The organism is Streptomyces sp. RPT161, from assembly GCF_027533845.1.
GTDB classification, from domain to species: Bacteria; Actinomycetota; Actinomycetes; order Streptomycetales; family Streptomycetaceae; genus Streptantibioticus_A; species Streptantibioticus_A silvisoli_A.
Genome location: NZ_JAPZVN010000022.1, coordinates 1 through 23,129 on the forward strand (window position 1 = coordinate 1; position 23,129 = coordinate 23,129).

Genomic DNA, 23,129 nt, shown 5'->3' on the forward strand with positions numbered 1-23,129 from the left:
CTACCAGGGTGAGCGCGAGATCGCCGCGTACAACAAGAAGCTCGGCATGTTCGAGCTGACCGGTCTGCCCCCGGCGCCGCGCGGCGTGCCGCAGGTCGAGGTCACCTTCGACATCGACGCCAACGGCATCATGCACGTGGCCGCCAAGGACCTCGGCACCGGCAAGGAGCAGCGGATGACCGTCACCGGTGGCTCCGCGCTGCCGAAGGACGACATCGACCGCATGATGCGCGAGGCCGAGCAGTACGCGGAGGAGGACCACAAGCGCCGCGAGGCCGCCGAGACCCGCAACCAGGCCGAGCAGCTCGTCTACCAGACCGAGAAGTTCCTCAAGGACAACGAGGACAAGGTCCCGGGCGAGGTCAAGACCGAGGTCGAGACCGCCATCGGTGAGCTGAAGGAGAAGCTCAAGGGCGAGGACATCGCCGAGATCCGCACCGCCACCGAGAAGGTCGCCGCGGTCAGCCAGAAGCTCGGCCAGGCGATGTACGCCGACGCCCAGGCCGCCCAGGCCGCGCCCGGCGCCGGTGAGAACGTCAACATGTCCAAGGACGAGGCGCACGACGATGTCGTGGACGCCGAGATCGTGGACGAGGAGCCGAAGAAGCGTGAGGGTGGTGCCGCGTGACGGAGGAGTCGCAGGGCTTCCCGCAGGAGCCTGCTGACGTCCCCGTCAACGCCGCGACGGCTGACGCAGACGACGCGGCGCAGGGCGCCGGGCCCGCCGAGCAGGCGGGCCCGGCGGCCCCGGCCGGGGACGCAGAGCAGGGCGCGGACCAGGACCTGAACAAGCAACTGGGGTCGCTGCGCGGCCAACTGGCCGAGCGCACCGCCGACCTCCAGCGCCTCCAGGCGGAGTACCAGAACTACCGCCGCCGCGTGGAGCGCGACCGGATCGCGGTCAAGGAGATCGCGATCGCCAACCTGCTGAGCGAACTGCTGCCGGTGCTCGACGACATCGGTCGGGCGCGGGAGCACGGTGAGCTGGTCGGCGGCTTCAAGTCGGTCGGCGAGTCGGTGGAGACGGTGGTCGCCAAGCTCGGTCTGCAGCAGTTCGGCAAGGAGGGCGAGCCCTTCGACCCGCTGGTGCACGAGGCGCTGATGCACAGTTACTCGCCGGACGTCACCGAAACCACGTGCGTGCAGATTCTGCAGCCGGGGTATCGGATCGGCGAGCGGACCATCCGTCCGGCCCGGGTCGCGGTCGCCGAACCGCAGCCGGGCGCTCCGGGCAAGGAGGCCGCGGCGGACTCTGACGAGGAGAGCGGTGGCCCGGAACAGGGCTGACGCGTCGGCAGTTGAGGTAGGAGAGGAGGGACGCCGGGGATGAGCACCAAGGACTTCATCGAGAAGGACTACTACAAGGTTCTCGGCGTCCCCAAGGACGCGACCGAGGCGGAGATCAAGAAGGCGTACCGGAAGCTCGCCCGCGAGTTCCACCCGGACGCCAACAAGAACAACCCCAAGGCCGAGGAGCGCTTCAAGGAGATCTCCGAGGCCAACGACGTGCTGTCGGACCCCAAGCGCCGCAAGGAGTACGACGAGGCGCGCACCCTGTTCGGCAACGGTGGCTTCCGGCAGGGGGGTCCCGCCGGACCGGGCGGGTTCAACTTCGATCTCGGCGACCTGTTCGGCGGCGCCCACACCGGTACCGGCACCACTACCGGCGGTGGGGGCTTCGGCGGCGGTCTCGGTGACGTGTTCGGGGGACTTTTCGGGCGCGGGGGCGCCACGCGTACCCAGCCGCGGCGTGGTCAGGACATCGAGTCCGAGGTGACGTTGAGCTTCACCGAGGCTGTGGACGGGGCCACCGTGCCGCTGCGGATGTCGAGTTCGGCGCCGTGCAAGAGCTGCGCGGGCACCGGTGACAAAAACGGTACGCCGCGGGTCTGCCCGACCTGTGTGGGCACCGGGCAGGTCTCCCGGGGTTCCGGCGGCGGGTTCTCGCTCACCGATCCCTGTGTGGACTGCAAGGGCCGGGGCATGATCGCCCAGGACCCCTGTGACGTCTGCAAGGGCAGCGGCCGGGCCAAGAGCGCGCGCACCATGCAGGTGCGGATTCCGGCGGGTGTCAGCGACGGCCAGCGGATCCGGCTGCGCGGCAAGGGCGCGCCGGGCGAGCGCGGCGGCCCGGCGGGGGACCTCTACGTCGTCGTACACGTCGACGCGCACCCGGTGTTCGGGCGCAAGGGGGACAACCTGACGGTCACCGTTCCGGTCACCTTCCCGGAGGCGGTGCTCGGTGCCGAGATCAAGGTGCCGACGCTGGGCGGTCCACCGGTGACGCTGAAGCTCCCGCCGGGTACCCCTAACGGCCGTACGCTGCGGGCCCGTGGCAAGGGCGCGACCCGCAAGGACGGTACCCGCGGTGACCTGCTGGTCACGGTAGAAGTGGCGGTTCCGGAATCGGTGGACGGCAAGGCGCTGGACGCGCTGGAGTCGTATCGAGAGGCGACCGTGGATCAGGATCCGCGGGCAGAGCTGTTCAAGGCCGCGAAGGGAGCTTGAGATGGACGGCCGGGGCGCACGCCGCAACCCGTACGAGCTGACGGACGAGTCACCTGTGTATGTGATCTCGGTCGCCGCTCAGCTGTCAGGGCTGCACCCGCAGACCCTGCGGCAGTACGACCGGTTGGGACTGGTGTCCCCGGACCGTACCGCCGGACGGGGCCGCAGGTACTCGGCGCGGGACATCGAACTGCTGCGCCAGGTACAGCAGTTGAGCCAGGACGGCATCAACCTCGCCGGAATCAAGCGCATCATCGAGCTGGAGAACCAGGTGGCCGTGCTCCAGGCGCGGGTCGCCGAACTCCAGTCCGGCCTTGAGGGCGCCGCCGCCGCGATGCGCCAGCGCGAGGCGGCGGTACACGCCTCGTACCGCCGGGACCTGGTGCCGTACGAGGACGTGCGGCAGGCCAGCGCGTTGGTGGTCTGGCGGCCCAAGCGGCAGGACTGACGCTTCCTCATACGCAAGGGGGCCCGGGGTTTCGCCCCGGGCCCCTTCGCGTTGGCCCGGCCTCGCGTTCGGTCGGGCGCGGCCGAACCGCCTCAGGCGCGGCCCATCGCCGAGGTGAGGGCGATCTCGATGACCACCCGGTCCGGGTTCGGCGTGGTCTGGCGCCGGTAGCGCTCCTCGTAGCGGCGCACCGCCTCCGCGACGGCGGCCGGGTCCGTGGAGACGGTGGCCAGGCCCTCCAGGGTGGCCCAGCGGGCGCGGTCGATCTGGCAGAGGGCGACGCGGGCGCCCTGCTCGCCGGCGGCCAGCACGTTGCGGACCTTCACGCTCTGCTTGCGGGTGATCACGCGGGCCAGGCCCGCTTCCGGGTCGTACGTCGCTCCCACCGCCACCACGTGGGGGGTGCCGTTGGGGCGGGGGGTGGTGAGGGTGGCGTAGTGAGCTTCTCGCCAGAAGGCGATGAAGGCCTCGCCGGGGTGCAGGGGGTTGATCGGCATCCGGTGATCTTCCCATCCGATCCGTCCCGCGTGGTCGATGACCTTTCCGCGCCCACTTCGTTCCCAGGAAAAATTGAGTCTTGTCGACTCAAGTTGTCTTACACTTGATCTGGCAGGATGATGGCGACGCCATGGAGGAGGTCCGCGCACGTGAACGCAGAGCTGACCAACAAGAGCCAGGAGGCGCTGAGCGGCGCCAACAGTCGGGCGGTGTCCGCGGGCCACGCGGACCTGGCCCCGGCGCATCTGCTCGCCGCGCTGCTTGAGCAGCCGGAGAACGACAACCTCAAGGACTTGCTGGCCGCCGTGGGCGCCGATCCGGACGCCCTGCTCAAGGGCGCGAAGGCGCAGTTGAGCGCACTGCCCACGGTGCAGGGCTCCACCGTCGCCCCGCCGCAGGCGAGCCGCGACCTGCTCTCGGTGATCGCCGACGCCTCGCAGCGCGCCAAGGAACTGGGCGACGCCTACGTGTCGACCGAGCATCTGCTGATCGGGCTGGCCGCCAAGGGCGGCAACACCGCAGAACTACTGGACCGCCAGGGCGCCACGGCCGCCAAGCTGCTGGACGCCTTCGAGACCGCCCGCGGAGGCACCCGAGTGACCACCCCTGACCCGGAGGCCACCTACAAGGCCCTGGAGAAGTACGGCACCGACTTCACCGCCATCGCCCGCGAGGGCAAGCTCGACCCGGTCATCGGCAGGGACAACGAGATCCGGCGGGTCATCCAGGTGCTGTCCCGCCGTACCAAGAACAATCCGGTGCTGATCGGCGAGCCGGGCGTCGGCAAGACCGCCGTGGTCGAGGGGCTCGCCCAGCGGATAGTGAAGGGCGACGTGCCCGGCGCGCTAAAGGGCAAGCGGCTGGTCCAGCTGGACCTGGGCGCGATGGTCGCGGGCGCGAAGTACCGCGGTGAGTTCGAGGAGCGGCTGAAGGCCGTGCTGGCCGAGATCAAGGAGAGCGACGGCCAGATCATCACGTTCATCGACGAACTGCACACCGTGGTGGGCGCCGGTGCGGGCGGCGACTCGGCGATGGACGCGGGCAACATGCTCAAGCCGATGCTGGCCCGCGGTGAGCTGCGGATGGTCGGCGCGACAACGCTGGACGAGTACCGGGAGCGGATCGAGAAGGATCCGGCGCTGGAGCGCCGCTTCCAGCAGGTGCTGGTGGCCGAGCCGAGCGTGCAGGACACCATCGCCATCCTGCGCGGCCTCAAGCCGCGGTACGAGGCGCACCACGAGGTGCGGATCGCCGACTCCGCGCTGGTGGCCGCCGCCAACCTGTCGCACCGTTACATCACCTCGCGCTTCCTGCCCGACAAGGCCATCGACCTGGTCGACGAGGCCGCCTCCCGGCTGCACATGGAGGTCGACTCCTCGCCGGTGGAGATCGACGAACTCCAGCGCGCCGTCGACCGGTTGCGGATGGAGGAGGAGTCGCTGCTCGCCATCTCCGGCGCCAAGGACAAGAAGGCCAAGAAGCAGGCCGAGAAGGAGGAGGCGCTCGCCCCCGACGCCCGCGAACGCCTGGAGGCGCTGCGCAGGGCACGGGAGGAGAAGGAGGAGGCACTGCGCGGGCTGACCGCGAAGTGGAACAAGGAGCGCGAGGTCCACAACCGCGTCGGCGAGCTGAAGAAGCGGCTGGACGAGTTGGAGAGCGAGTTCCAGCGGGCCGAGCTGAAGGCCCCCGAGACCGGAGACTGGGTCACCCCGGGCCGGATCAGGACCGAGCAGATCCCGCAGGCGGAGAAGGAGCTGGCCGAGGCGATCGAGGCGCAGCGGCAGCTGGAGGGCATGGTCGGCGAGGAGGTCACCCCGGACGACATCGCCCAGGTCGTCGCCTCCTGGACCGGCATCCCGGCCGGGCGGCTGCTGGAGGGCGAGACCCGCAAGCTGCTGCGCATGGAGGAGGAACTGGGCAGGCGGCTGATCGGGCAGAGCGAGGCGGTCTCCGCGGTGTCGGACGCGGTGCGCCGGTCGCGTTCCGGCATCGCCGACCCGGACCGGCCGACGGGCTCGTTCCTGTTCCTCGGCCCGACCGGTGTCGGCAAGACCGAGCTGGCCAAGGCGCTGGCCGACTTCCTGTTCGACGACGAGCGGGCGATGGTCCGCATCGACATGAGCGAATACGGCGAGAAGCACTCGGTGGCCCGGCTGGTCGGTGCCCCGCCCGGCTACGTCGGCTACGAGGAGGGCGGCCAGCTCACCGAGGCGGTGCGGCGGCGGCCGTACACCGTGGTGCTGCTGGACGAGGTGGAGAAGGCGCACCCCGAGGTCTTCGACGTGCTGCTCCAGGTGCTGGACGATGGCCGGCTGACCGACGGCCAGGGGCGGACCGTTGACTTCCGCAACACCATCCTCATCCTCACCTCCAACCTGGGCTCGCAGTACCTGGTCAACTCCGAGCTGTCCGAGGCGCGCAAGCGCGACGCCGTACTGGAGACGGTGCGGGCGTCCTTCAAGCCGGAGTTCCTCAACCGGCTGGACGACATCGTGGTCTTCAGCGCTCTGGGCGAGGACGAGCTGGGCCGGATCGCCGGACTCCAGCTCGACCGGCTGCGCGACCGCCTCAAGGACCGCCGTCTGGAGCTGGACGTCTCCGCCGGGGCGCTGGCCTGGCTGGCCCGGGAGGGCAACGACCCCGCGTACGGTGCCCGGCCGCTGCGCCGCCTGGTGCAGACCGCCATCGGCGACCGGCTGGCGAAGGCGATCCTCGCGGGTGAGGTGCACGACGGCGACACCGTCCGTGTGGACCGCGAGGGTGAAGGGTTGACCGTACGGCCGGTCCGATGAGGGCTGGGCTTGCCAGACCGGGGCCGGGATGGGGGAGGATGGCGGCAATCGTCGCGAAGGGAACCACACGGTGAGCATCGACCCGTCCTCCATCCCGAACTTCGGCCAAGGCCCGTCCGACCAGCCCCCGGCCGGGCCCCCGGGAGGAGGCGTGATCCGGCCGAACCAGGACCTGGTCAAGCAGCTGCTGGACCAGATGGAGCTGAAGTACGTGGTGGACGAGGAGGGAGACCTCGCCGCGCCATGGGAGGACTTCCGTACGTACTTCATGTTCCGCGGTGAGGGGGAGCAGGAGGTCTTCGCGGTCCGCACCTTCTACGACCGCGCCTACTCCATCGAGGACAAGAACAAGCTGCTGGAGATCGCCGACGGGTGGAACCGGCAGACGCTGTGGCCGAAGGTCTACTCGCACACCCACGACGACGGCTCGGTGCGGCTGATCGGCGAGGCCCAGATGCTGCTGGGGCTCGGCGTCGGCCTGGAGCACTTCGTGTCGTCCACGGTGAGCTGGGTGCGTGCCTCGGTCGACTTCGACAAGTGGGTGACCGAGCAGCTCGGACTGGAGAAGGACGCCGAGTCCGACGGTGACGACGGCGACGAGGACTGATCCCGACACCTCGTTGAAACGCCGACGCCGCGGTGGGGAGGAGATTCCCCGCCGCGGCGTCCGTTTCGTTCAGAGCCCGTTCACAGCGCCAGTGGCGCGATGGTGAGCAGATACGTTCCGTAGAAGAACGAGAACCCGGCCAGTGAGATGACCGCCACCCAGGCGGTGCGCGGCCTGGCCCTGGCGAGCGCGATCGCGGCCGGGATCAGCAGCGGGAACGCGGGCATCAGGAACCGCGGCTTGCACTGGAAGAAGCCCGCGCCGCCGATGCCGATCAGCATCAGCACCCCGCAGTACGCCAGCAGCGCCACCGGGATCCGGTCGGTGATGCACAGCGCCAGCAGGATCACCGCGGCGGCCACGATGGCCGCGGCGACGTAGTACGCGAAGTAGTCGGTGCCGGTCACCAGGTGCTTGAAGAACCGCAGCGCGCTCCAGCCGAAGTCGAACCGCGAACCCCAGCGCGCCTGGACCTTGAAGTACCCCTTGATGTCCCCGGTCTGCCAGCCGACCCACAGCACGTAGCCGAACCAGCCGAGCGGCGCGATCGCCGCGCCGATCCAGGCCCGCCAGTCGATCGGCTTGCCCGCCCGGCGCCGCCGCCAGTAGTCCATGGCCACGCCCGCCACCACCGCGGCGGCCACCGCCACGCCGTTGGGCCGCGTGCAGCCCGCCAGGGCGGCCAGCGTGCCCGCGTAGAGCCAGCGGCGGGTCAGCACGGCGTACAGCGACCAGGCGGCCAGCGCGGTCATCACCGGCTCGGTGTACGCCATGGTCTGGATGATGGCGTGTGGCAGCAGGCCGTAGAGCAGCACCAGGGCGATGCCGACGCGGCGGCTGTAGAGCCGGGCGCCGATCAGGTAGATCGCCCACACCGACAGCAGCGTGGCGATCCAGGCGACCAGGATCGCCACGTTGATCACGCCGATCGGGATGATGTGCGAGACCACCCGCACGGTCATCGGATACAGCGGGAAGAACGCCAGGTCGTTGTAGAGGATCGTGTGCTGGGTGGCGGACGGGATCAGGGTGCCGTAGCCGTACTCGGCCACCCGGAAGTACCAGCGCGCGTCCCAGGCGAGGCCCAGGATGCTGCGCGGATGCTGGCCCGCGTACCAGGCGTACGCGGACAGGAACAGCAGGCCGGTGGCCCGCACCGCCGCGTACACCATGAGCGCGGGTGCCGCGCGCCGCAGTGAGGCCCTCGCCCGCTCAAGGCGGGAGCGGACCTCGGGTCTCGGGGCGGTGGTTCCCCCCGCCGCAGCACGAGGAGGGGTCGAGACCGGCTCGGCCGTATACACCTGTTCCGCTCCTCCCGGGGCGTCCGTTCATCGGCACCGTACTTGACGACAAGCCTGAATGACTCTGTTCTTGCCTTGCGCGCATTGTCGGGTTGTACGGGTCCGTCGTGCCGAGTAGCGCAGCAATCCACCCCCACGGGTGAAAGACGATCGAAAGTCAGGATGGGTTGCCTCAGGAGCGTAGCTGCTTCAGACGCGAGATCGCATCGTTGAGCACCTCTGTTCGCTTGCAGAACGCGAAGCGTACGTAGGGAGTTCCCCTTTCCTTCGCGTCGTAGAACACCGCGTTGGGGATCGCGACCACCCCGCAACGTTCCGGCAAGGAGCGGCAGAAGTCGAATCCGTCGGTTGCGCCGAGTGGGCGAATGTCGGTGGTCACGAAGTACGTGCCGGCCGGGCGGAACACCCCGAAGCCGGCCTCCCGTAGACCGCCCACCAGCAGGTCCCGCTTGGACCGCAGGTCGGCGGCAAGATCGAGAAAATAGCTGGTCGGCAGCCGCAGCGCCTCGGCCACCGCGTATTGGAACGGGCCGGCCGAGACGTACGTGAGGAATTGCTTCGCTGTTCGCACTGCGTTCACCAGATCGTGTGAAGCGGTGACCCAGCCCACCTTCCAGCCGGTGAACGAAAACGTCTTGCCCGCGGAACTGATGGTCACAGTTCGGTTGCGCATTCCTCTGAATGTGCTCAGTGGCAGGTGTTCGCCGTCGAAGACCAGGTGTTCGTACACCTCGTCGGTGATCACCAGAAGATCGCGTTCCACCGCCAGTTCGGCGACGGCGGCCAGCTCGTCGCGGGTCAGTACGGTGCCGGTGGGGTTGTGCGGCGTGTTGAGAAGGATCAGCCGGGTGCGTTCGGTGACCGCGGCACGCAGCTCGTCCAGGTCCAGCACGAACCTCGACCCCTCGGGACGCAGCGTGACCGGCACCCGGGTGCCGCCCGCCATCGCGATGCAGGCGGCGTACGAGTCGTAGTACGGCTCCAGGGCTATCACCTCGTCGCCCGGCTCGACCAGGGCGAGCAGCGAGGCGGCGATCGCCTCCGTCGCGCCCGCGGTCACCAGCACCTCGGTGTCCGGATCGAACTCCAGCCCGTACCGGTCGCGTTGGTGGTCGGCGATGGCGGTGCGCAGCTCCGGGATGCCCGGACCCGGCGGGTACTGGTTGCCGCGGCCGTCCCGTAGCGCCCGTACCGCGGCCTCGCGCACCTCCTCGGGGCCGTCGGTGTCGGGGAAGCCCTGGCCGAGGTTGATGGACCCGGTGCGGGCGGCGAGCGCGGACATCTCCGCGAAGATCGTCGTGCCGAAACCGTCGAGGCGCCGATTGAGCAGAGGCCGAGTCATGCCAGCTATCCTCCGGCGAACCTCTGGACTTCCTCAACTCCCCATTACCGGCGCGCCGTCGCGGGCATGACCCGGAGCACGGATCGAAGCGCCTCGTTTCGGGGGAGTTCGGGGGAGTTGGGGAAGGTGAGGTGGGCGACATGCCCTACCTGGTGGGACTGGTCATCTGTGCGTGCATCGCGTTCATGGTGGTCGCGGCCATCGCGTCGGCCACCCGGCCGGATCTCGACGGCGCGGCGTCCCGCCGGGGGCGCACGGAGGCGCGCGGGGGGTCTGCCGACGGGTCGTCAGAGGAGCGGTAGCGGCCGGGCGAGCACAACTGCGCGTGGCGCTTGCCGCTTCGCATATGCGGCTGGAGCGGATGTGGTGAACACCTGAACAGGTACGTGCCCGTGGGGATGTAAACCGCACTTGGATGGGTAAAACCGCTACGCGCGCTACGAAATTCATGATTCCGTATTGATTCCCGGACCCCCGTGGACACGAACCGGTGGACGTCCCCCTGGGCCGGTCCTCCACATGCCCTCCCGCGCGTCCCCGCGAGGGAGCCAGGGGACGGGCCGGCCCACCAGCCCCTGCGTGACCCTCGCGTGCTTGCGGAGCCGACCCATGCTCAGGACCCTTCAAACCGCCTATATCGACACCCGCGCCGGGGATCTCGCCTGGCGGCTCGGCAAGGAACCGCTGCCCGCGCTCGCCGTCGTCAACCTGGAACTCGATTTGGGGCCGCGTCCTTCGCGTACCGCGGGCAATTGCCGAATTCAGGTGCAGATGCGGCTGCTTGGCGCCTCCCACCAGGTGCTGCTGAACGCTTCGAACGGCGGTTGCTCGGAGACCGTGGCCTGTATGCCGGGCAGCAGGACGCCGCTGCCGCTGGGCGTCGCGGAGCGCATCGGGGACTGGGAGTACGAGTTCGCGGCGCGCGTGGAGACGCTCTCCCGCGGCTCGTTCGCGGGCCGTGCCCAGGAGCTGCTGGCGCTGGTCGCCGACCATCCGCACGGGCTCGCCGGGCGCTTCCCCGGCGACCCCAACGCCTTCACCGCGATGCTGGTGCAGCGCGACCCGGACGGCGGCGGCGAGGTGCACTGGCGCACCTGGCACGCCTACCCGACGGAGGGGCGGCTGGTGACCACGAGGTCACGGGTGACGGGGTTGCGGTGAACGCTTCCGCGGCCGGGCGTTGCGCGGGGCGCGACCGGTGGTGCGGCCGACCGTCAACGCGCCGTCGGCAACGTCCGATTGCACCCCTGTGGGTGACCGGGGCGACGCGCAGAGTGACGTAGCGTGCACTCATGATCGACGTGCCCCCGTCCTTTGCCCGGTTGCCGGTCTCGGTCAGCCTCGGGCGTGCGCTGGTGCTTGGCTCGGTCTTCGTCTGCGCCGCCTGTGGACTCGTCTACGAACTCGAACTCGTCGCGCTCGCCTCGTACTTGGTGGGCGACTCGGTCACCCAGGCGTCCGTCGTGCTCTCCGTGATGGTCTTCGCGATGGGGATCGGCTCGCTGCTGGCCAAGACCATCCGGTGCCGGGCCGCGGTCGGCTTCGCGCTCATCGAGTCGCTGCTGGCGCTGATCGGCGGGCTGTCCGCTATGGCGCTCTACGCGAGTTTCGCCTGGCTCGGGCAGTCCAGTTCGGCTCTCACGGTGTTCGCCTTCGCGATCGGGCTGCTGATAGGCGCCGAGGTGCCCTTGCTGATGACGCTCATCCAGCGGATCAGACGGCAGGACGCGGGCGGCGCGGTGGCCGAGCTGTTCGCCGCGGACTACGTGGGCGCGCTGGTCGGGGGGTTGGCCTTTCCGTTCGTCCTGCTGCCGTTCCTGGGGCAGGTGACGGGCGTGCTGCTGACCGGGGCGGTGAACGCGGGGGCGGGCGCGGCGACGGTGCTCGGGTTGTTCCGGCGCGATCTGAGCGGACGGGCACGCGGCTGGCTGATGGGGGTGAACATCGCGGTGCTGGTGGTGCTGGCGACCGCCGCGGTGTTCGCGGGGCCGTTCGAGCGGGCCGCGCGGCAGGCGGTCTACGGGGGCGACGTACGGCTGGCGGTGCGCACGGACGTACAGGAGGTGGTGCTCACCGGCTCGCCCGCGGGGCGTCCGCTGCGCCTCTTCCTCGACGGGCGGCTGTCGGCCTCCGGGCGCGACGAGTACCGGTACCACGAGGCGCTGGTCCACCCCGCGATGGCCGGGCCGCACCGGCGGGTGCTGATCCTCGGCGGCGGCGACGGGCTGGCGCTGCGCGAGGTGCTGCGGTACCCGGATGTGGCGTCGGTGACGCTGGTGGAGGTGGACCCGCAACTGGTGGACCTGGCGCGCGGTGACCCCGGCCTGAGCGCGCTGAACCGTCACTCCTTCGCTGACCCGCGGGTCCGGGTGGTGACCGCGGACGCCTTCGACTGGCTGTGGGAACGGCGCCGACCCGGCGCGTACGACGTGGTGATCGAGGATCTGCCTGACCCGGGCATCTCCCGTAGCGCCAAGCTGTATTCGCAGGAGTTCTTCGGACTGGCGGCGGCGGATCTGGCCCCCGGCGGGCGCCTCGCGGTGCACGCGGGCCGCCCGCAGCGGTTCTGGACGGTCGACGCTACGGCTCGCTCCGCGGGTCTGCGCACCACGGACTACTGGGTCCCGGCGGGCGCCACGCCCTGGTGCTTCCTGCTGGCCGCCCGTGATCCGGTCGCCGCCCACCTGTCGGCAGACGTCCCGCCCCTGCGGTCCCTGACCCCGGCCACCCTGCGCGCCGCCGTCCGCCTGGCCGAGATTTCCCGCCCGCCAACCCCTTCCTCCCCGTCCACGCTGATGCGACCCCGGTACGGAGACTGACCTGCCTCCAGCGCGGCGGTTGAGGCGGCAACGGCTTCCCGCCGCGGCGGCGCGCGGCCGCCGCCCCGTGGCCCCGGGGCAGAACCCGGGACGCTGCCCATGAACGCGGCGTCCCGGTAGGCTCCGGCGGTATGGAGCACGAGTCGTACGTCCCATTCCCGGTCGAGACCGTGCGGCGGGCACTCAGCGAGCCCGACAGGGTCGCCCGGTGCGTCTCCGCACTACAGCGCGACGCGGCCGCCGCCGTGCCCGGCGGGCTCGCGGGACGGCTGCGGCTGCGCATCGGCGGCTCCACCATCACGTACCGCGGCAGCCTGCGGATCGCCGCCTGTGACGGCGGCTTCGAGATCGAGGGCGAGGGCGCCGAAGCCCGCGGCAGTGGCACGGTGAAGCTGGCGCTGGTCATCGGGCTCGACCCGGAAGGCCGCGGCACCCGGCTCGGCTTCTCCGGCGCCGTGCAGGCCGAGGGCCGACTCACCGAGTACGACCAGCCGACCGTGGAAGCCGCCGGTCGCCGTCTGCTGGATCGTTTCGTTTCCGACCTCACAACGGATCTGGAAGCCGAACCCCCCGCCGAGTTCGCCCCGCCCGCGCAGGAGGCGTCCGCGCAGGGCGTGCTGCTGCCGGGCGACGTCGACATGGACGACATGGACGACGCCGAGGACGTGGAGCTCTCCGAGCTGCCCGAACTCTCCGAGGAGGGTGAGGAGTTGGAGCTGGTCGAGGTCGACGTACCGGAGACCCCCGCCGGTCTGGAGGACGACCCGCATCCACGCGCCGACGTGCCCGCCGAGGCCGCGCACGCGCGCCGCACCATGATCGGCCGCAGTGCGGAGGAGGTCGACCACGCGCCGCCGCGCGGCCGTTACGCCCCGGTGCCCGCGCCGACCACCAGCTCGACCGGCGACACCCTGCGCTGGGCCGCACCGGCCGCCGCCGCGCTGCTCGCCTCGGCCGTGGTGGTCGGCCGGGTGCTGCGCCGCCGCCGCTGACAGGCCCTAGATTCGGGGCATGCACCAGACACCAGAACCGGTCCGGCTCACGGCCGGAGACGTCGAACTGACCGTGCGGCCGGACGCCGGCTGCGGCATCAGCAGCCTGCGCGTCGGCGGTACCGAACTGCTGCGGCAGGGCCCGCGCTACGGCTCGTTCGTCATGGTCCCGTGGTGCGGACGCACCGATAACGGGCGGTTCCGCAACGGCGGCGTGACCCACCAACTGCCCATCGACGCCGCCCCGCACGCCATCCACGGCACCGGACGCCATGCGACCTGGACGCAGTCCACACAGGGGGAGCGCACCGCCTCGTTCTACTACGACCTCACCGACCCCTGGCCGTACGAGGGCCGCGTGACACAGGTCTTCGAGCTCACCGAGAACGAACTGCGGCTCACCCTTGGAGTGGAGACCGCCGAGGTGTCCTTTCCGGCACAGGCAGGCTGGCACCCGTGGTTCCTGCGCAATCTCGGCGCGGGCGGCCAGGACGCCACCATCGACTTCGCGCCCGCCTGGCAGGAGGAGCGCGGCGACGACCACCTGCCGACCGGCCGCCGGATCGACCCCCAGCCGGGCCCGTGGGACGACTGCTTCGGCATGCCGGACGGCGTCGATGTGACCCTCACCTGGCCGGGCCGGCTGAGGCTCAAGGTGACCAGCCCGGCCGAGTGGGTGGTGGTCTACGACGAGCAGCCGGAGGCCATCTGCGTCGAGCCGCAGTCGGGGCCGCCGAACGGCCTCAACACCCATCCGCGGCTGGTCACCCCGATCGATCCGCTGGAGATCACGACGGTCTGGGCGTGGGAGCGGCTCGGCTAGTCTCATGGGCATGACTGACGCCCGTGACGCCCTGCTGCAGCAGATCAAGGACAAGGCCGTGGTGCACGGCAAGGTGACCCTCTCCTCCGGCAAGGAGGCCGACTACTACGTCGATCTGCGCCGGATCACCCTCGATGGCGAGGCGGCGCCGCTGGTCGGCCAGGTGATGCTGGACCTGACCGCCGACCTTGACTACGACGCGGTGGGCGGGCTGACCCTCGGCGCCGACCCGGTCGCCGCCTCGATGCTGCACGCCGCCGCGGCGCGCGGGCGCAGGCTGGACGCGTTCGTGGTCCGCAAGACCGGCAAGGCGCACGGGCTCCAGCGCCGGGTGGAGGGTCCGGACGTCAAGGGCCGCCGGGTGCTGGCGGTCGAGGACACCTCGACCACCGGCGGTTCGGTGCTGACGGCGGTCGAGGCGCTGCGCGAGGAGGGCGCCGAGGTCGTCGGTGTCGCGGTGATCGTGGAGCGCGGTGCGGCTCCGGCCATCGCGGAGACCGGGCTGCCGTACTTCCAGGCGTACAGCCTGGCCGACCTCGGCCTGGATTGATCGCTGGCGCACGCCTCTGACCTGCGCTTATCGGGAAGCGGTGGCTGTTTCACGTGAAACGGCCACCGCTCACGCGTAAGTGTGATAGCTGCCGTATGGAGGTTGAGCGGGAGTCTGCGAAGATGAGGGCGACGATGACGTAGCCACGTCTGTACGAGACCCGCGGACCCCCAAGGAGCGGACACATGCCCATCGCAACCCCCGAGGTCTACAACCAGATGCTCGACCGGGCGAAGGCAGGCAAGTTCGCCTACCCGGCCATCAACGTGACCTCGTCGCAGACGCTGCACGCCGCGCTGCGCGGCCTCGCCGAGGCGGAGAGCGACGGCATCATCCAGATCTCCACCGGTGGCGCGGAGTTCCTGGGCGGCCAGTACAAGAAGGACATGGTGACCGGCGCGGTGGCGCTGGCCGAGTTCGCGCACATCGTCGCGGAGAAGTACCCGGTCAACGTGGCGCTGCACACCGACCACTGCCCGAAGGACAAGCTGGACGGCTACGTCCGTCCGCTGCTGGCCATCTCCCAGGAGCGGGTGGCCAAGGGCCTCAACCCGCTGTTCCAGTCCCACATGTGGGACGGCTCGGCGGAGAACCTGAACGACAACCTCGCCATCGCGCAGGAACTGCTCGCCGAGGCCGCCAAGGCGAAGATCGTCCTTGAGGTCGAGATCACCCCGACCGGCGGCGAGGAGGACGGCATCTCGCACGAGATCAACGACGAGCTGTACACGTCCGTCTCGGACGGCATCCGTACCGCCGAGGCGCTCGGCCTGGGTGAGAAGGGCCGGTACCTGCTGGCCGCGTCGTTCGGCAACGTGCACGGTGTGTACAAGCCGGGCAACGTCGTGCTGCGGCCGTCGATCCTGAAGGAGCTTCAGGTCGCGGTGGGCGAGAAGTACGGCAAGCCCAACCCGTTCGACTTCGTCTTCCACGGCGGCTCCGGCTCGACGATCGAGGAGATCAACGAGGCGCTGGAGAACGGCGTGGTGAAGATGAACATCGACACCGACACGCAGTACGCGTTCACGCGGCCGGTCGCGGGGCACATGTTCAAGAACTACGACGGTGTGCTGAAGGTCGACGGCGAGGTCGGCAACAAGAAGGCCTATGACCCGCGCACCTGGGGCAAGGCGGCTGAGGAGGGCATGGCGGCGCGTGTCGGCGTCGCCGCGCAGAACCTCCGCTCCGCGGGCAACAAGCTGAAGTAAGGCCCGGTTCGGGGGGCCGCGGCCCCCCGAATCCCTCGGGGCCCGTGCCCCGGACGCCGAAACCCCCATCTCCCCGGCCGCCCGCGGTCGGGGAGCGGGCAGACTGGGGGTATGGCCATTCATGAGAACCTGCTCGGGGGGCCGCCCCCGACCCATCTGCCCGACGATCCGGAGCCGCGTGAGCTGCTCGCCTCGGGCACCTCGCCGGCGGACGTCGCCGCGAAGTACCCCTCCTCCTCGCTGGCCTGGGCACAGCTCGCCGATGACGCCTTCGAGGCCGGCCGGGTGGTGGAGTCGTACGCCTACGCCCGTACCGGATACCACCGCGGCCTGGACGCACTGCGCCGCAACGGCTGGAAGGGCCATGGGCCGGTGCCCTGGGAGCACGAGCCCAACCGCGGCTTCCTGCGCTCCCTGCACGCCCTCGGCCGCGCCGCACAGGCGATCGGCGAGAACGAGGAGCACGAGCGCTGCGCCGCCTTCCTGCGCGACTCGTCCCCGACGGCAGCTGACACGCTGGGCTGAACCCGTACGCCAAGACCTGTCTGGCCCCGCCGCCAGGCAGGTCTTGCCGTATCCCGGTCACTGCCCGCATGATGCGCATGGGCCGGGCGGCACGTCGATCGTGTGCGCGGGTCCGAGGGGACCGGGGCTCCGACGCCGATCGGGAAGGAGCAGACCGCTACCCGGTGGCGCAAGCAAGGAGACAGCGATGTCCCACCACCCCGACTCCGACGAAGCGGGGGCGCAGACACCCAACCTCGACTTCGAGGGCACCACCCCCTACGACGACTACGTACAGGCCGACGTCCTCACCCATCTGCAGCACCCGCTCTCCGACGACCCGGGCGAGATGGTCTTCCTGGTGACCACCCAGGTGATGGAGCTGTGGTTCACCGTCATCGTCCACGAATGGCAGACCGCCGCCGAGGCGCTGCGCCAGGACGACCTGCCGACCGCCCTCGCGGCGCTGCGGCGCAGCACCTACGAGCTGGAGTCGCTGAACGCGTCCTGGAAGCCGCTGGCCCATCTCACGCCCGTTCAGTTCAACTCGTACCGCAGCGCGCTGGGCGAGGGATCCGGGTTCCAGTCGGCGATGTACCGGCGCCTTGAGTTCCTGCTCGGCGAGAAGTCCAGCTCGATGCTCGTCCCGCACCGCGGTGCCTCGCGGGCGCACGCCGAACTGGAGAAGGCGCTACAGGAACCGAGCCTGTACGACGAGGTGCTGGGCTTCCTGTCCCGCCGCGGCCACCCGGTCCCGGCCGCGGCGCTCGACCGCGACGTCGCCCAGCGCTACGAGGCAGACCCGGCGGTGGAACGGGTCTGGCAGCGGATCTACGCGGGACCGCAGGACAGCCCGGAGGCGCGGCTCGGCGAGGCGCTGACCGAGGTCGCCGAACTGGTGTGGCGCTGGCGCAACGACCACCTGGTGGCCACCCGCCGCGCGATGGGCGCCAAGCCGGGCACCGGCGGTTCCGCGGGCGTGGCCTGGCTGGAGAAACGTGCCCGCAAGAACGTCTTCCCCGAGCTGTGGACGGCCAGAAGCCATGTCTGACTCACTGCTGGGCCGTGCTGAACGGCTGGACGCCGATGACCAACTGGCCAAGATCCGCGACCGGTTCGACCTTGAGGCCCCATCTGATCAGGCGGCCGGCGACGCGGGCGTGTACCTGGACGGCAACTCGCTCGGCGCGCTGCCGCACGGTGTGGCCGCCAGGCTTCAGGACGTGGTGGAGCGCGAGTGGGGGCGGCTGCGCATCCGCTCCTGGGACGAGAGCGGCTGGTGGACCGCGCCCGAGCGGGTCGGCGACCGGATCGCCCCGCTGATCGGTGCCGCGCCGGGGCAGGTGGTGGTCGGCGACTCCACCAGCGTGAACGTCTTCAAGGCGCTGGTCGGCGCGGTGCGGATGGCACCGCAGGACCGGGACGAGGTGCTGGTCGACGCGGCCACCTTCCCCACCGACGGCTACATCGCCGCGTCGGCGGCGCGGATGACCGGCCGTACGGTGCGCCCGGTCCGCGCCGTCGACATGGCGGCCGAGATCGGGCCGCGTACCGCCGTGGCGCTGGTCAACCACGTCGACTACCGCACCGGGCGGCTGCACGACCTGCCCGGCACCACCGCCGCCGCGCACGCCGCGGGCGCGCTGGTGGTGTGGGACCTGTGCCACAGCGCCGGGGCGCTGCCGGTGCGGCTGGACGCGGACGGGGTGGACCTGGCCGTCGGCTGCACGTACAAGTACCTCAACGGCGGCCCGGGCGCGCCGGCCTACCTCTACATCCGGCGGGAGCTGCAACCGCGGTTCGACTCCCCGCTGCCCGGTTGGAACTCGCACACCGACCCGTTCGGCATGCGACCCGACTACGAACCGGCGGACGGTGCGCCGCGCGGCAGGGTGGGTACGCCGGAGATCCTGTCGATGCTCGCGCTGGAGGCGGCACTTGAGGCGTGGGACGGGGTGTCGATCGAGGAGGTGCGGTGCAAGAGCCTGGCGCTGAGCGACTTCTTCCTGGAGTGCGTGGCCGCGCTCGTGCCGGACGGCATGGTCGAGTCGATCACGCCCGCCGAACACGCGCTGCGCGGCAGCCAGGTGTCGCTGCGCTGCGAGCGCGCGGGCGAGGTGATGGCGGCGCTGATCGAACGGGGTGTGGTGGGCGACTACCGGCGCCCCGATGTGCTGCGGTTCGGTTTCACCCCGCTGTACACGCGGTACGTGGACGCGCTGCGCGCCGCGCGCACCCTCGCGGACGTGCTGCGGTGACGCCGCCGGACGAGGAGGCGGCGCTGCTGGCGCTGCCGCCCGCCCCGGCGGAGCGGAGCCTGCGGTACGGGCCGCATCCCTCGCAGGTCATCGACTACTACGGGCCGGGTGGCGGGCGGCGGCTGACCGTGCTGCACGGCGGCTTCTGGCGGGAGGCGTACGACCGCGCCCATCTGTCGCCGCTGGCCGCGGAGTTGGCGCGGCGCGGCTATGCGGTGGCGCTGGTCGAGTACCGCCGGGTCGGCGGGGGCGGTGGCTGGCCCGCGACGTTCGACGACGTGTCCCAGGCGGTCGAGACCGCGTGGGACGGCGCGCCGCAGGTGCTGTTGGGCCACTCGGCGGGCGGTCAGCTCGCCCTGTGGGCCGCCGCGCGGGGCGGGGCGAGCGCGGTGGTGGCGGTGTCGCCGGTCGCGGACCTCGGATACGCGCGGGAGTCGCGGCTCAGCGGTGGGGCGGTGGACGAACTCCTGGGCGCCGAGGGCGAGTTGGCGGCCGTCGACCCGATGCGGCTGCTGCCGCTCACCGCCCCGACGGTGCTGCTGCACGGTACGGCGGACCGCGACGTTCCCGTCGAGGTCTCACGCCGGTACGCGGGTGCCTCCGGCGCGGTGCTGCGCGAACTGGCAGGCGTCGGCCACTACGCGCCGCTGATCCCGGGGTCCCCGGCCTTTCCGCGGCTGCTGGCGGCCCTGGCCGAGGTGGCTTAGGGGCGAGCCCCCCCGATGGAAGGAGCCCGCATGGATTTCGACCCCCGGTCGCCCGAGTTCATCGCCGACCCGTACCCCGCCTACCGGCGGCTGCGGGAGCAGGGGAGAGCGATCTGGTACGAGCCGACACGCCAGTGGCTGGTCCCGCACTACGCGGACGTCAGCGCCGCCCTGCGGGACCGCCGCCTGGGGCGGACGTACCTGCACCGCTTCACCCACGAGGAGTTCGGCCGCACCCCGCCGCCCGCCGCGCACGAACCGTTCCACACGCTCAACGGCAACGGGTTGCTCGACCTTGAGGCCCCCGACCACACCCGGATCCGGCGGTTGGTCGCCAAGGCCTTCACCCCGGCGACGGTGCGCCGTCTGACCCCCACCATCGACAAGCTCGCCGTGGAACTCGTGGACGCCCTGTGCGCCGACGGCGGCGGCGACCTGCTGGCCGGGGTGGCCGAGCCGCTGCCGGTCGCCGTCATCGCCGAGATGCTGGGCATACCGCCCGCCGACCGGGGGCTGCTGCGTCCCTGGTCGGCGGCGATCTGCGGCATGTACGAGCTGAACCCGGACGACGCCACGGCCACCGCCGCCGTCCGTGCCAGCCTGGAATTCTCCGCCTATCTGCGGGAGTTGATCGCCGCGCGGCGGGCCGACCCGGGTGACGACCTGATCAGCGCGCTGATCGCCGCGTACGACGAGGGGGACCGGCTCTCCGAGCAGGAGATGGTCTCCACCTGTGTGCTGCTGTTGAACGCGGGCCATGAGGCTACCGTCAACACCACCGCCAACGGCTGGTGGACGCTGCTGCGCCACCCCGACCAGCTCGAACTGCTGCGTGCCGACCCGGGGTTGCTGCCCACCGCCATCGAGGAGCTGCTGCGGTACGACACCCCGTTGCAGTTGTTCGAGCGCTGGGTGCTGGACGACATCGAGATCGGCGGCACCACCATCCCGCGCGGCAGCGAGGTCGCGTTGCTGTTCGGCTCGGCGCACCGGGACCCGGTCCGCTTCGCCGACCCGGACCGGCTGGACCTGGCCCGCGCCGACAACCCGCATCTGGCGTTCGGCGCGGGCATCCACTACTGCCTGGGCGCACCGCTGGCCCGCATCGAACTCGCCGCGTCCTTCGGGGCGTTGCTGCGTTCGGCGCCGGGCCTGCGGCTGGTGCGCGAACCGGAGTGGCAGCCGGGCTACGTCATCCGGGGGCTGCGCGAGCTGCTGGTCGAGGTCTGACCCGTCACCCGATGTCGCGGCGGCGCAGGGCGGCGAGCCCGGCCGCCGTCAGCACCGCGGCCAGCGCGGTGAGCCACACCAGTGGCGCCGCGGCCACCGGCGCGGACGGCACCCTCGGCAGGTGCGTGAAGACGGACAGGTCGAGCGCCCACCGGCTGAGCCTCAGCAGTGGCCCGTACAGCCCGAGGGCGAGCGTCAGCGAGGCCACGGTCCAGCCGGCCAGGGCCAGTCTCGGTACCGCGCCGAGGATCAGCACCGCGACGGCGGCGACGAACAGCACCGCGGGCAGCTGGACCAGTCCGGCCCCGGCCATACGCGGCAGTTGGCCGCCCACGTCGCCGACCGCCGCCCCGTAGCCGACGCCCAGCGCCAGCCCGCCGACGGCCAGCAGCGCGGCGGATCCGGCCGCGGCGACCAGCAGATGCGCGGCGGCCCAGCGGATCCGGCCGACCGCCGCGGCGAGCACCGGTTCCGCCCGCCCGCCGATCTCCTCGCCGCGCAGCCGCAGCACCGCCTGGACGGCGTAGACGGCGGCGAGCATGCCCAGGAAGCTGACCATGGTGGCCAGGAAGGAGTCCACCAGGTTGTGCGTGCCGCCCAGGCTGTTCAGCTCGTCGGCGACGGACTTGTTGCCGTTGCCCAGGGACACCGCGCCCTTGGTGATCGCCCCCAGCACCAGGCCCGCGACGGCGTAGCCGGACAACCAGCCGCACAGCGCCCCGCGTTGCAGCCGCCAGGCCAGCCCGAACACACCGGACAGCCGCCGCCCGGCGCCCTCGGGACCCGGCCGGGACGGCAGCAGTCCGGCGTCCAGGTCCCGCCGGGCGACCAGCGAGTGCGCCAGCGCGACCAGGACCGGCACCGCACCGGCGAACAGTCCGAGCACCCACCACCGCTCGCCCGCGTACGGGCGCAGCCGCTCCGCCCAGCCCAGCGGGGAGAGCCAGGCGGCCCAGCCGGGACCGCCGGGACCGGCGGCGTCGCCGGTGGCGCGCAGCAGATAGCCGACGCCCAGCAGGGCGCCCGCGATGCCCTTGGCGGCCCGTGCGCTCTGGGTGAGCTGTGCGGTGACCGCGGCGACGGCCGCGTAGCAGCAGCCCGCGCCGCCGAACGCGAGCCCGAACGCCAGTGCTCCGGTGGCGCCTTGGGGCAGCAGTCCGAGGGTGACGATGGCGGCGAGGGCGAGTGAGGTGCCGAAGCCGGTGAGCAGTGCGGCGGCCAGGGGCGCCCGCCGTCCGATGGCGCCCGCGCCGAGCAACTCCAGCCGCCCGTCCTCCTCTTCCTCGCGGGTGTGCCGCACCACCAGCAGCAGTGCCATCAGCCCGGCCAGCGCAGGGCCTGTCGACCCCATGCGCCAGGCGGTGAGCCCGCCGATGCCGGTGTCGTAGACGGGGCCGTAGAGCGCGCGCAGCGAGCCGTTGGCGGCCATGCTGGCGGCGAGTGAGGTGCGGCTGGCCTGTGTGGGGTACAGGCCGCTGATGGCGGACCGCATCGCGATGACCAGCAGGCCGAGCGGGAGCACCCAGGCCGGGATCATGATCCGGTCGCGCCGCAGTGCCAGCCGGACCAGGGCGCGGGTGCCGGTGAGGTCGTTCATCGGGCCGCCGTCTCGCTCCGGTAGTGGCGCAGGAAGAGCTCGTCGAGCGTGGGCGGGGTGCAGTTGAGGGCGCGGACGCCGACCGAGGTGATCTGCCGTAGTACGGCGTCGAGTTGGTCGGTGTCGACCTGCAACGCGACGCGCTCGCCGTGGACGTCGAGGTCATGGACGCCGGGCAGACGCGCGAGGCCGTTGGGCGGACCGGCGAGTTCGGCGGTGATCGAGGTGCGGGTCAGGTGCCGCAGCTCGGCGAGGGTGCCGGTCTCCACGGTGCGGCCCCTGCGGATGATGCTGACCCGGTCGCACAGGGCCTCGACCTCGCTGAGGATGTGACTGGAGAGCAGGACGGTGCGGCCCCGGTCGCGCTCCTCGCGCACGCACTCGCGGAAGACCTCCTCCATCAACGGGTCGAGCCCCGACGTCGGTTCGTCGAGGATGAGCAGCTCCGCGTCGGAGGCGAACGCCGCGACGAGGGCGACCTTCTGCCGGTTGCCCTTGGAGTAGGTGCGGCCCTTCTTCGTGGGATCGAGTTCGAAGCGGCGCAGCAGCTCCTGCTTGCGGTGCTGGTCCAGGCCGCCGCGCAGTCGGCCGAGCAGGTCGATGACCTCGCCGCCGGACAGGTTGCGCCACAGGGTGACGTCTCCGGGGACGTACGCCAGCCGCGCGTGCAGCCGTACCGCGTCGCGCCAGGGGTCGCCGTCGAGCAGCCGCGCCTGGCCCCGGTCGGCGCGCAGCAGGCCGAGCAGCACCCGGATGGCGGTGGACTTCCCGGCGCCGTTCGGCCCCAGGAAGCCGTGGACCTCACCGCGTGCGACGGTCAGGTCGAGCCCGTCCAGCGCCTGGGTGCGGCCGAACGCCTTGTGCAGGCTGGTCACCTCGATTGCCGAGTTCATGGTTTCGAAGCTACGCTGGTTTCAGAAAGTTGTGAAGTTATAGAATCGTATA

General features: G+C 71.2%; 22 protein-coding genes and 2 pseudogenes. 19 read left to right on the top strand and 5 right to left on the bottom strand.

Features of this window, described 5'->3' with window-relative positions; genetic code table 11:
* The 4 genes from O5O46_RS29215 to O5O46_RS29230 form a co-directional block, all read left to right on the top strand.
* Positions 1–628 (top strand): Hsp70 family protein (locus O5O46_RS29215; protein ID WP_269858626.1); only part of this gene is annotated, 628 nt, incomplete at its 5' end.
* Positions 625–1,287, top strand: coding sequence for a nucleotide exchange factor GrpE (gene grpE, locus O5O46_RS29220; protein WP_269858627.1), 663 nt, complete (start codon positions 625–627; stop codon positions 1,285–1,287). The genes O5O46_RS29215 and grpE, both read left to right, overlap by 4 nt.
* Positions 1,288–1,326: 39 nt before the next feature.
* Positions 1,327–2,508: a molecular chaperone DnaJ gene (gene dnaJ, locus O5O46_RS29225; protein ID WP_269858628.1), complete on the top strand. Its 1,182-nt coding sequence runs from the start codon at positions 1,327–1,329 to the stop codon at positions 2,506–2,508.
* A 1-nt stretch (position 2,509) separates the two neighbouring features.
* Positions 2,510–2,956: a heat shock protein transcriptional repressor HspR gene (locus O5O46_RS29230; protein WP_269858629.1), complete on the top strand. Its 447-nt coding sequence runs from the start codon at positions 2,510–2,512 to the stop codon at positions 2,954–2,956.
* A 92-nt stretch (positions 2,957–3,048) separates the two neighbouring features.
* On the opposite strand, the gene O5O46_RS29235 is transcribed toward O5O46_RS29230, so the two are convergent.
* On the bottom strand, positions 3,049–3,453 hold the full coding sequence (locus O5O46_RS29235; protein WP_269858630.1) for a pyridoxamine 5'-phosphate oxidase family protein: 405 nt from the start codon (positions 3,451–3,453) through the stop codon (positions 3,049–3,051).
* Between the two features lie 120 nt (positions 3,454–3,573).
* On the opposite strand from O5O46_RS29235, the pseudogene O5O46_RS35690 reads away from it, so the two are divergent.
* The 3 genes and pseudogenes from O5O46_RS35690 to O5O46_RS29245 all read left to right on the top strand — a co-directional run.
* Positions 3,574–4,554 (top strand): annotated as a pseudogene (locus tag O5O46_RS35690) (Clp protease N-terminal domain-containing protein); the annotation flags it as partial.
* A gap of 111 nt (positions 4,555–4,665) precedes the next feature.
* Positions 4,666–6,246 (top strand): annotated as a pseudogene (locus O5O46_RS35695) (AAA family ATPase); the annotation flags it as partial.
* Positions 6,247–6,316: 70 nt separating this feature from the next.
* Positions 6,317–6,853, top strand: coding sequence for a YbjN domain-containing protein (locus O5O46_RS29245; protein WP_269858632.1), 537 nt, complete (start codon positions 6,317–6,319; stop codon positions 6,851–6,853).
* An 80-nt stretch (positions 6,854–6,933) separates the two neighbouring features.
* On the opposite strand, the gene O5O46_RS29250 is transcribed toward O5O46_RS29245, so the two are convergent.
* Both O5O46_RS29250 and O5O46_RS29255 read right to left on the bottom strand, forming a co-directional pair.
* Complete coding sequence (locus O5O46_RS29250; RefSeq protein ID WP_269858633.1) at positions 6,934–8,154, bottom strand: glycosyltransferase family 39 protein; 1,221 nt, start codon at positions 8,152–8,154, stop codon at positions 6,934–6,936.
* A 172-nt stretch (positions 8,155–8,326) separates the two neighbouring features.
* The gene (locus tag O5O46_RS29255) at positions 8,327–9,496 is read right to left on the bottom strand and encodes a pyridoxal phosphate-dependent aminotransferase (protein ID WP_269858634.1); all 1,170 of its coding nucleotides are present in this window, start codon (positions 9,494–9,496) and stop codon (positions 8,327–8,329) included.
* Between the two features lie 131 nt (positions 9,497–9,627).
* Between O5O46_RS29255 and O5O46_RS29260 the strand changes: the two genes are divergently transcribed.
* The 12 genes from O5O46_RS29260 (at position 9,628) to O5O46_RS29315 (ending at position 20,587) form a co-directional block, all read left to right on the top strand.
* Complete coding sequence (locus O5O46_RS29260; RefSeq protein WP_269858635.1) at positions 9,628–9,798, top strand: hypothetical protein; 171 nt, start codon at positions 9,628–9,630, stop codon at positions 9,796–9,798.
* 307 nt (positions 9,799–10,105) lie between these two features.
* A complete protein-coding gene (locus tag O5O46_RS29265; RefSeq protein WP_269858636.1) occupies positions 10,106–10,657 on the top strand; it encodes a DUF2617 family protein in 552 nt (183 codons plus the stop codon).
* A gap of 131 nt (positions 10,658–10,788) precedes the next feature.
* A complete protein-coding gene (locus O5O46_RS29270) occupies positions 10,789–12,315 on the top strand; it encodes a polyamine aminopropyltransferase (protein WP_269858637.1) in 1,527 nt (508 codons plus the stop codon).
* A 131-nt stretch (positions 12,316–12,446) separates the two neighbouring features.
* Positions 12,447–13,307, top strand: a complete 861-nt coding sequence (locus tag O5O46_RS29275) for a CoxG family protein (RefSeq protein ID WP_269858638.1) — start codon at positions 12,447–12,449, stop codon at positions 13,305–13,307.
* A gap of 19 nt (positions 13,308–13,326) precedes the next feature.
* Entirely contained in the window at positions 13,327–14,130 is an 804-nt protein-coding gene (locus O5O46_RS29280) for an aldose epimerase family protein (RefSeq protein WP_269858639.1), read from the top strand.
* Positions 14,131–14,134: 4 nt separating this feature from the next.
* Entirely contained in the window at positions 14,135–14,680 is a 546-nt protein-coding gene (gene pyrE, locus O5O46_RS29285; protein WP_269858640.1) for an orotate phosphoribosyltransferase, read from the top strand.
* A 185-nt stretch (positions 14,681–14,865) separates the two neighbouring features.
* On the top strand, positions 14,866–15,888 hold the full coding sequence (gene fbaA, locus O5O46_RS29290; RefSeq protein WP_269858641.1) for a class II fructose-bisphosphate aldolase: 1,023 nt from the start codon (positions 14,866–14,868) through the stop codon (positions 15,886–15,888).
* Between the two features lie 111 nt (positions 15,889–15,999).
* Positions 16,000–16,413, top strand: coding sequence for a DUF3151 domain-containing protein (locus tag O5O46_RS29295; protein WP_269858642.1), 414 nt, complete (start codon positions 16,000–16,002; stop codon positions 16,411–16,413).
* A gap of 187 nt (positions 16,414–16,600) precedes the next feature.
* Positions 16,601–17,443 carry a tryptophan 2,3-dioxygenase family protein gene (locus O5O46_RS29300; protein WP_269858643.1) on the top strand — a complete coding sequence of 281 codons (843 nt, stop codon included), beginning with the start codon at positions 16,601–16,603 and terminating at the stop codon, positions 17,441–17,443.
* Positions 17,436–18,650, top strand: a complete 1,215-nt coding sequence (kynU, locus tag O5O46_RS29305) for a kynureninase (RefSeq protein ID WP_269858644.1) — start codon at positions 17,436–17,438, stop codon at positions 18,648–18,650. Before O5O46_RS29300 ends, kynU begins: the two co-directional genes overlap by 8 nt.
* Positions 18,647–19,357, top strand: a complete 711-nt coding sequence (locus tag O5O46_RS29310) for an alpha/beta hydrolase family protein (RefSeq protein ID WP_269858645.1) — start codon at positions 18,647–18,649, stop codon at positions 19,355–19,357. The genes kynU and O5O46_RS29310 overlap by 4 nt, the downstream gene beginning before the upstream one ends.
* A gap of 30 nt (positions 19,358–19,387) precedes the next feature.
* A complete protein-coding gene (locus tag O5O46_RS29315; protein ID WP_269858646.1) occupies positions 19,388–20,587 on the top strand; it encodes a cytochrome P450 in 1,200 nt (399 codons plus the stop codon).
* Positions 20,588–20,591: 4 nt separating this feature from the next.
* On the opposite strand, the gene O5O46_RS29320 is transcribed toward O5O46_RS29315, so the two are convergent.
* Together O5O46_RS29320 and O5O46_RS29325 are read right to left on the bottom strand one after the other, a co-directional pair.
* Entirely contained in the window at positions 20,592–22,184 is a 1,593-nt protein-coding gene (locus O5O46_RS29320; protein ID WP_269858647.1) for an ABC transporter permease, read from the bottom strand.
* Positions 22,181–23,077 carry an ABC transporter ATP-binding protein gene (locus O5O46_RS29325; RefSeq protein WP_269858648.1) on the bottom strand — a complete coding sequence of 299 codons (897 nt, stop codon included), beginning with the start codon at positions 23,075–23,077 and terminating at the stop codon, positions 22,181–22,183. The genes O5O46_RS29320 and O5O46_RS29325 overlap by 4 nt, the downstream gene beginning before the upstream one ends.
* Between the last annotated feature and the right edge of the window lie 52 nt (positions 23,078–23,129).

Coding starts and splice junctions, on each gene's coding strand:
- O5O46_RS29300 (WP_269858643.1), top strand. CDS start 16,601: ATGTCCCACCACCCCGACTCCGACGAAGCGGGGGCGCAGACACCCAAC.
- O5O46_RS29315 (WP_269858646.1), top strand. CDS start 19,388: ATGGATTTCGACCCCCGGTCGCCCGAGTTCATCGCCGACCCGTACCCC.
- O5O46_RS29270 (WP_269858637.1), top strand. CDS start 10,789: ATGATCGACGTGCCCCCGTCCTTTGCCCGGTTGCCGGTCTCGGTCAGC.
- fbaA (WP_269858641.1), top strand. CDS start 14,866: ATGCCCATCGCAACCCCCGAGGTCTACAACCAGATGCTCGACCGGGCG.
- O5O46_RS29295 (WP_269858642.1), top strand. CDS start 16,000: ATGGCCATTCATGAGAACCTGCTCGGGGGGCCGCCCCCGACCCATCTG.
- O5O46_RS29265 (WP_269858636.1), top strand. CDS start 10,106: ATGCTCAGGACCCTTCAAACCGCCTATATCGACACCCGCGCCGGGGAT.
- O5O46_RS29320 (WP_269858647.1), bottom strand. CDS start 22,184: ATGAACGACCTCACCGGCACCCGCGCCCTGGTCCGGCTGGCACTGCGG.
- O5O46_RS29230 (WP_269858629.1), top strand. CDS start 2,510: ATGGACGGCCGGGGCGCACGCCGCAACCCGTACGAGCTGACGGACGAG.
- kynU (WP_269858644.1), top strand. CDS start 17,436: ATGTCTGACTCACTGCTGGGCCGTGCTGAACGGCTGGACGCCGATGAC.
- dnaJ (WP_269858628.1), top strand. CDS start 1,327: ATGAGCACCAAGGACTTCATCGAGAAGGACTACTACAAGGTTCTCGGC.
- O5O46_RS29275 (WP_269858638.1), top strand. CDS start 12,447: ATGGAGCACGAGTCGTACGTCCCATTCCCGGTCGAGACCGTGCGGCGG.
- O5O46_RS29280 (WP_269858639.1), top strand. CDS start 13,327: ATGCACCAGACACCAGAACCGGTCCGGCTCACGGCCGGAGACGTCGAA.
- O5O46_RS29325 (WP_269858648.1), bottom strand. CDS start 23,077: ATGAACTCGGCAATCGAGGTGACCAGCCTGCACAAGGCGTTCGGCCGC.
- O5O46_RS29235 (WP_269858630.1), bottom strand. CDS start 3,453: ATGCCGATCAACCCCCTGCACCCCGGCGAGGCCTTCATCGCCTTCTGG.
- O5O46_RS29255 (WP_269858634.1), bottom strand. CDS start 9,496: ATGACTCGGCCTCTGCTCAATCGGCGCCTCGACGGTTTCGGCACGACG.
- pyrE (WP_269858640.1), top strand. CDS start 14,135: ATGGGCATGACTGACGCCCGTGACGCCCTGCTGCAGCAGATCAAGGAC.